The 6,564-nt window shown below is 42.7% G+C and carries 8 protein-coding genes and 2 tRNA genes; all 10 read right to left on the minus strand.

Translation table 11 applies throughout. The features are described from left to right. Window positions 1-332 precede the first annotated feature (332 nt). The 10 genes from ACTNBF_RS15985 to ACTNBF_RS16030 all read right to left on the minus strand — a co-directional run bounded on the left by ACTNBF_RS15985 (window position 333) and on the right by ACTNBF_RS16030 (window position 6,286). A tRNA-Ser gene (locus ACTNBF_RS15985) sits at window positions 333-421 on the minus strand. A 230-nt stretch (window positions 422-651) separates the two neighbouring features. Beyond that, a tRNA-Ser gene (locus ACTNBF_RS15990) sits at window positions 652-737 on the minus strand. A 72-nt stretch (window positions 738-809) separates the two neighbouring features. After that, on the minus strand, window positions 810-1,568 hold the full coding sequence (gene ispD / locus ACTNBF_RS15995) for a 2-C-methyl-D-erythritol 4-phosphate cytidylyltransferase (RefSeq protein ID WP_427806039.1): 759 nt from the start codon (window positions 1,566-1,568) through the stop codon (window positions 810-812). Window positions 1,569-1,655: 87 nt separating this feature from the next. After that, the gene (gene tsaD, locus ACTNBF_RS16000) at window positions 1,656-2,687 is read right to left on the minus strand and encodes a tRNA (adenosine(37)-N6)-threonylcarbamoyltransferase complex transferase subunit TsaD (RefSeq protein WP_427806191.1); all 1,032 of its coding nucleotides are present in this window, start codon (window positions 2,685-2,687) and stop codon (window positions 1,656-1,658) included. 68 nt (window positions 2,688-2,755) lie between these two features. Next, on the minus strand, window positions 2,756-3,664 hold the full coding sequence (locus ACTNBF_RS16005; RefSeq protein ID WP_427806040.1) for a ribonuclease Z: 909 nt from the start codon (window positions 3,662-3,664) through the stop codon (window positions 2,756-2,758). An 8-nt stretch (window positions 3,665-3,672) separates the two neighbouring features. After that, a complete protein-coding gene (locus ACTNBF_RS16010) occupies window positions 3,673-3,912 on the minus strand; it encodes a hypothetical protein (RefSeq protein ID WP_427806041.1) in 240 nt (79 codons plus the stop codon). 158 nt (window positions 3,913-4,070) lie between these two features. Continuing rightward, window positions 4,071-4,550, minus strand: a complete 480-nt coding sequence (rimI, locus tag ACTNBF_RS16015; protein WP_427806042.1) for a ribosomal protein S18-alanine N-acetyltransferase — start codon at window positions 4,548-4,550, stop codon at window positions 4,071-4,073. Then, window positions 4,550-5,305, minus strand: coding sequence for a tRNA (adenosine(37)-N6)-threonylcarbamoyltransferase complex dimerization subunit type 1 TsaB (gene tsaB / locus ACTNBF_RS16020; RefSeq protein WP_427806192.1), 756 nt, complete (start codon window positions 5,303-5,305; stop codon window positions 4,550-4,552). Before tsaB ends, rimI begins: the two co-directional genes overlap by 1 nt. Before the next feature lie 15 nt (window positions 5,306-5,320). After that, complete coding sequence (gene tsaE, locus ACTNBF_RS16025) at window positions 5,321-5,746, minus strand: tRNA (adenosine(37)-N6)-threonylcarbamoyltransferase complex ATPase subunit type 1 TsaE (RefSeq protein WP_427806043.1); 426 nt, start codon at window positions 5,744-5,746, stop codon at window positions 5,321-5,323. A gap of 27 nt (window positions 5,747-5,773) precedes the next feature. Next, window positions 5,774-6,286 (minus strand): YcxB family protein, encoded by a 513-nt coding sequence (locus ACTNBF_RS16030; protein WP_441089664.1) that lies wholly within the window; start codon window positions 6,284-6,286, stop codon window positions 5,774-5,776. Between the last annotated feature and the right edge of the window lie 278 nt (window positions 6,287-6,564).

Genomic DNA, 6,564 nt, shown 5'->3' on the forward strand with positions numbered 1-6,564 from the left:
TCAAACTCTCGTTATAAAGTGTTTGTATCCAGTCCAGAATCGCTTGGCAATTCTGTTCCTTCTTACTGTTTTTAGGTTTGTTAAATCTGTCGATTCAACCGTTCTTGAAAATCTCTTAAAGAATTTTCAGGGTTGTTGTCTATTGTTTAGTTATCAATGTTCTTTGTGTTTTGCTTGTCTCTTGCGAGTCAGCTTTTGTATAATACCATGTGTGTCGTTTAATGTCAAGTATATTTTTCAACTTTTTTTACATTTTTTTGACTTGATTTTTACATACACAATATATGTAAATACATCCTTCACATTTCACATCATACAGCTTTACAAGCGAACGGAGAAAGAGGGATTTGAACCCTCGCGCCGCTATTAACGACCTACTCCCTTTCCAGGGGAGCCCCTTCAGCCTCTTGGGTATTTCTCCAAAACGTCCGAAAAATAATATACACGAACTCAGCAATTTTGTCCAGTATTTTTTTTCATTTTTTAATTATTCTACATCTCTTGATTTGCTTCGCAATTTTCTGTCTATTCACTATTCTATTAATATCATTGCACTTTTTCCAAAAGGGTACAAAGTAATTTGCATTCAATTATCATTTTAAGAATGCAAAAAGCACATCCATCCTTTAGATAAATGTGCTTTTCTCTCAACGCAGAGGGTGGGATTCGAACCCACGCGCCCTCTCGGACAAACGGTTTTCAAGACCGCCTCGTTATGACCACTTCGATACCTCTGCATCTATTAAATTGTTTCGCTGTATCAGCGACAATTGGAATTATAGCATAACTGCTTCTTTAATGTCAATAACTTATTTCAAATTTTTTAATTTATTTTTTCGATTAATGAAAGCTTCTGCCACAGGCAGATCCTCCGGCGTTGTAATCTTTATATTCTCATACGATCCCTCAATCAATTTAACCGGAATTCCAAGCATTTGTTCAACCACCATTGCATCGTCGGTGACTTGAATACATTCCTTTTTCATCAATCGAAAATATGCTTCTTTGATCAATGGAGCTTCAAACACCTGTGGTGTCTGTACCAGCCAAAGCGTTTTTCTGTCAGGAGTCTCTTTTGCAAATCCGTCTGCATCCACCACTTTTATTGTGTCCTTAGACGGCATTCCCGCCACACACGCCCTATGTTTACGCACTGCCTCATATGTTCTCTCAATAATTCCTTCATCCACAAACGGGCGCGCACCATCATGAATGAATACATATCCATCCCGATTAGGTACTTTCATTTCTTCCCTGTCCATAGCAAGCAGTGCACGATATACCGATTCATATCGCTCTTTTCCACCGATAGTAATCAAGTCCACTTTGTCAAAGTTATATTTTTCCACAATCTCTTTCCGGCAATATTCAGTCTGTCCTTCACCGACAACCACAATAACGTCATCGATGATTTCAGATTCTTCGAAAGCAGCGAGTGAATAATAAAGCACAGGCTTTCCTGCAATCTCCAGATATTGTTTCTGAACTTTTGTCCCCATACGGCTACCCTGTCCTGCCGCCAGGACGATCGCTGTACAGCGTTTTTTTGTATTGTGTTCCTGTTCCATGCCAGCTCCTTCTCATTATTTGCTTCCTAACCCACCGAATAATATGAAACAATCATATTTCCATATATCTTTTTCGTTCAAAAAGCCTTATCTTTCTCCAAGTCTCAGATTAGGAACTGCATTCAGATCCCATCCGTGCCTGGTTCCTGCGAGATATTCATAATATGCTGCAGCTCCAATCATAGCCGCATTGTCCGTACACAGAATCGGAGATGGGTAATAGAATTCAATTCCATTTTCTTCACATGCCCGCTTCATTGCCGTGCGCAGAGTGCTGTTCGAAGCCACTCCTCCCGCAATCGCCAGTTTATTTAATCCATATTCTTTTACCGCATGCATAGCATTTCCCACGAGCACATCAGTAACTGCTTTCTGGAAAGACGCCGCAATATCAGCACGGTTGTATTCAATTCCTTTCATCTGACATCCATTTATATAATTAAGTACAGAAGACTTCACCCCGCTGAAACTGAAATCATACGGCGAATCTTCGATATGTGCTCTTGGAAATGGAATCGCATCCGGATTTCCTTCTCTCGAAAGCTTATCAATCTTCGGGCCTCCCGGATATCCCAGGCCAATCGCTCTTGCCACTTTATCAAAAGCCTCCCCTGCAGCATCGTCTCTCGTCCGTCCGAGGATTTCATAGGTACCATAGTCTTTTACACAAACAAGATGCGTATGCCCTCCAGAAACCACCAGGCATAAAAAGGGTGGTTCCAGTTCTTTATTCTCTATATAGTTTGCAGAAATATGCCCTTCGATGTGATGTACTCCTATCAAAGGCAGTTTTTTCGCATATGCGATCGCTTTTGCTTCTGCGACACCGACAAGAAGCGCCCCGACGAGTCCCGGACCGTATGTCACGCCAATTGCATCAATGTCATCCAACGTTACATTCGCCTCTGACAATGCTTCCTCTATTACCTGATTAATCTTCTCAATATGTTTTCTGGATGCGATCTCCGGTACAACTCCTCCATATAATTTATGGAGATCAATCTGGGACGAAATCACGTTCGACAGAACTTCCCTTCCGTTTTTTACGACCGCAGCTGCAGTCTCATCGCAGGAACTTTCTATTGCCAAAATCTTAATTTCTTTATTTTCTGTTTCCATCTGCTTCTCTTCTTTCTTTTCAGGTAGCCTTACACTATCCATTCATTTATCTTTTACAGCACCATTACTTATTCCGGAAAATCCAATTCCGTCGTCATTCTGTCCTTTCCGGCTATTGCACGCGGGAAAATAGTTCTCACATCATCCATATATTCTTCCGGTCTGGTAAGCGACGGACTGTAATGTGTCAGCCACATTTCTTTTACTTCAGCATCTCTTGCAATTTCCGCAGCTTCATAGAATGTCATATGTTTGTATTCCACCGCTTTCGCTGCTTTCTCCTTTTCTCCATACATGCCTTCACATATGAACAGATCTGACCCTTTTGCATGCTGTCGGATTGAATCTGTAGGACGAGTATCGGTACAATAAGTCAGTTTGATTCCCTTTCTGGGCGGTCCAAGCACCATATCGGGTGTCAGTTTCCTCCCTTCCAGCTCGAGATTCTCACCTCTCTGCAAATGTTTCCAATATTCTTTCGGAATCTCCTGTTCCATAGCCCGCTGAACATCAAACTTTCCTGCACGGTCGATTTCTATCGTATAACCATAGCAAATCACATTATGTCTGACCCGAAAAGCAGTGAGGCGGTATCCGTTGAGTTCAAAACTCTGCTCCGGCTCTGTTATTTCAATAAACTTCAGTTCAAAAGGCAGTTCCGGTGCAATAACCCTCAGCGAATTCACCACTCTTTCGAGCCCTTTTGGCCCAATCAAAGTGAGTGGCTCTGTCCGGTCTGCATTTCCCATTGTAAGAAGAAGTCCCGGAAGGCCGCTGATATGATCACCGTGATAATGTGTAAAGCATATCACATCAATTGGTTTAAAGCTCCATCCCTTTTCTTTCATCGCAATCTGTGTGCCTTCGCCGCAATCAATTAAAAGCTGGCTTCCATTAAATCGGATCATCAAGGCCGTCAGCCAACGATATGGCAACGGCATCATTCCGCCGGTTCCCAACAAACATACATCTAACATGTTCTCTCCTATTCTATTTCTACCGGAATCGCAAAAGAGCCGACCAGCTTGTCGTAGCACGCCTCACAAAGGTCAAAACGATGTACCTCATTGTCCTTCTCAGAGAAATATCCCCATCGTTTTTCAACACTCAGTACATCCTCTTTTCCAATTCCATCTATGACTTCAATTTCTTTTTTACACATATTACAGATAATTCTGCGAATTTCTTTTTTCTTTTCATTACAAATCTCATACTGACGCATCATGTTCCTCCATAGTATCCCCTTCAAATACCGCCTGCTCATCTCGCTCGGCATATCCGGGAAGTATTCTGTATTACGCTTTCATTATATCGCCAGCATGATCGTTTTTCCATCGGAAACCACTGCATGTTTATGCTAAAAATTCCACTTGACACATTCGTTTATTCCGTAAGTTTTGAAATCAGCACATCCCTGCTCATAAGGATCGCATCTTCCGGTGCCGTTCCTCCATAATAATTCCTGCGTATCCCATCCACCTGAAAATGATTTTTTTCATAAAAGCGAATTGCTGTCCGGTTGCTCTTTCTGACATCCAGCAGAATTCTTCCCAGTCCTTTTCTTCGGCAGATATCCATCATATTTTCAAACAGGTTCTGGCCAATCCCTCTGCATCTGGCATCTTCCGCAACTGCAATTCGTGCGACTTCACATTCATCCAGAACAAAATAACAAATGAAATACCCCAAAACGATATCACAGCACTTTGCCGCAACACAAAAAGTATGATCCTGTTGCAAAGTATTTTTTATCTCTTTTTCACTCCAGGGATCTGGGAATACAGCATATTCCAACTGGGCAATCCGGTATATTTCGTCTGTATCCGATGCTGAAAGTTCTTTAAAAGTCCATTCATCAGCCATTAGCAGTTACTCTCCGTGTTCTTTTTCGCCAGTTCACGTTCCGCTCTTTCGCGCTCTGCCTGCGAAAGTCTCAAATAATCAGGCTTATGCTCTGCCGCCGTCTCCACCCTGCCCGTTCGATAATAATCCATTGCCAGTGTTCCAAGCGCTGCCGCCCTTTGCTGATTCATATGAGCAGGCGCAAAAGAAATTTTATAATTAACAAGCAACTCATTCTGTAATCTTTCACGATGAACAGGGACCCCGTCTCCGAGGAAAATGATTCCCCTGTCATTTGGAAATCTGCACAGTCTCTCTGCCAGTTCTTCAATTCCCACAGCCATCTGAGGCTCTATTATGTTCAGTTTTTCATCTTCGAATTCATAAATTCCGGTATACACCTGATTTCTTCTTGCATCCATGATCGGGCATACAATCTGATCTGTATAACACAGGTTGTATGCAAGTGCATCTACTGTCGGCACATGAATCAGGGGCTTTTCAAGCGCAAGCCCCAGCCCTTTTGCAGTTGCCGAGCCTATTCTAAGTCCGGTAAATGAACCCGGTCCTCCTGCCACAGCAATCGCGTCAACCGAACCAAGCTCCAGCTCTGTCATGCGCACAATCTCATCCAACATCGGCAAAAGCGTCTGTGAATGTGTCTTTTTATAATTGATCGTATACTCCGCAACCGTTTTCCCGACTGCCTTTTCGTCTTGTTCCACCACTGCTACCGTTGCAACAAGCCCGGAACTGTCAATCGCCAATATCCGCATCATTCAACCTCTTTTCTATCGTTCTTCCACCGTAATCCTGCGGAATTCAAATCCATTTTTCAAATCCTTCTCAATGATGATCTCTGTCCGTTTCTCAGGCAGAATCTCTTCAATCAAATTTGCCCATTCAATCAGGCTCACTCCATCACCATATATATAATCGTCAAAACCAATCTCATCCATCTCCTCAACATCACCGATGCGATATACATCGAAATGATAAAACGGAAGACGCCCCTCTTCGTATACCTGTACAATGGTAAATGTAGGACTGCTGACAGGCTCTTTGATTCCAAGCCCTTTTGCCATCCCCTGAGTAAAAACCGTTTTCCCGACACCCAGATCTCCGATCAATGTATATACCTGACCGGCTCTGGCTTCTTTCCCTATCTTCTCACCGAGCAAAAAAGTCTCCTTTGCACTTCTAGTCTCTATTACCATACTGCTTCTCTCCGTTTCAATCTGTTGTTAATCCGCGCTGACATGACGTATTTTCACTTTTCTTGGAGACATATGCGTGGAGATCATCTTCACAGCTACCGCATACTGTTCGCCCAATGCTTCTTTTGGAAAAATCAGCGCTCTCACTTTCGTGACATATAAAATAATAGATGTATCTGTTGAAACTGCTTTCTGAAAATTCCCCCATTCGTTCAGCGTACTTTGATCTTCCTGAGAAATCTGAACGCCCTCTTCCGTCAATTCATAAGTGATCGGCTTCTGGAACATGGGTGATTTTTTAACCTGTTCGGAAGATTTTGCCTTCATATTCAGCGGCGTTCCCACTAAGAAGAATATCGCAATCAAGAAAAATGTAGCTGCCGCCGGATACACCCCGTTCATCGTCTGTCGGATTCCCAGATACAGCGTAATCCCTCCCAGAATCACTCCCATTATTCCATTCAGACTCGTATACGTAGTATGAAGCATAAAATCATACATCGCTTTTTCCGTCATTTTCACATCAAATTTAACCGTCATCTCACTACCTCCCGACGTTTTATCCTGTTTTCCGTCTGCGTTATTCCGATTATAACACACTGACTTTTCCGAAACAATCCCAATTCCTTCAAAAAGGCACAAGTTGGTTCCAACTTCTTCGTCGCTCACAGCATTATGGACATTTTCAAAACTTTATTCTATACTGTCTGCATATGGCGCGTCCCAACGGCCGGTTTTGCGGAGCAAAACGGCCGAAATGCGAAGCTGAACAGCCGTTAGGCTTTGATTGATACAGAAATCTCTAGGATAATATATTC

The organism is Bariatricus sp. HCP28S3_A4, from assembly GCF_052066395.1.
Lineage (GTDB): Bacteria > Bacillota > Clostridia > Lachnospirales > Lachnospiraceae > Allocoprococcus.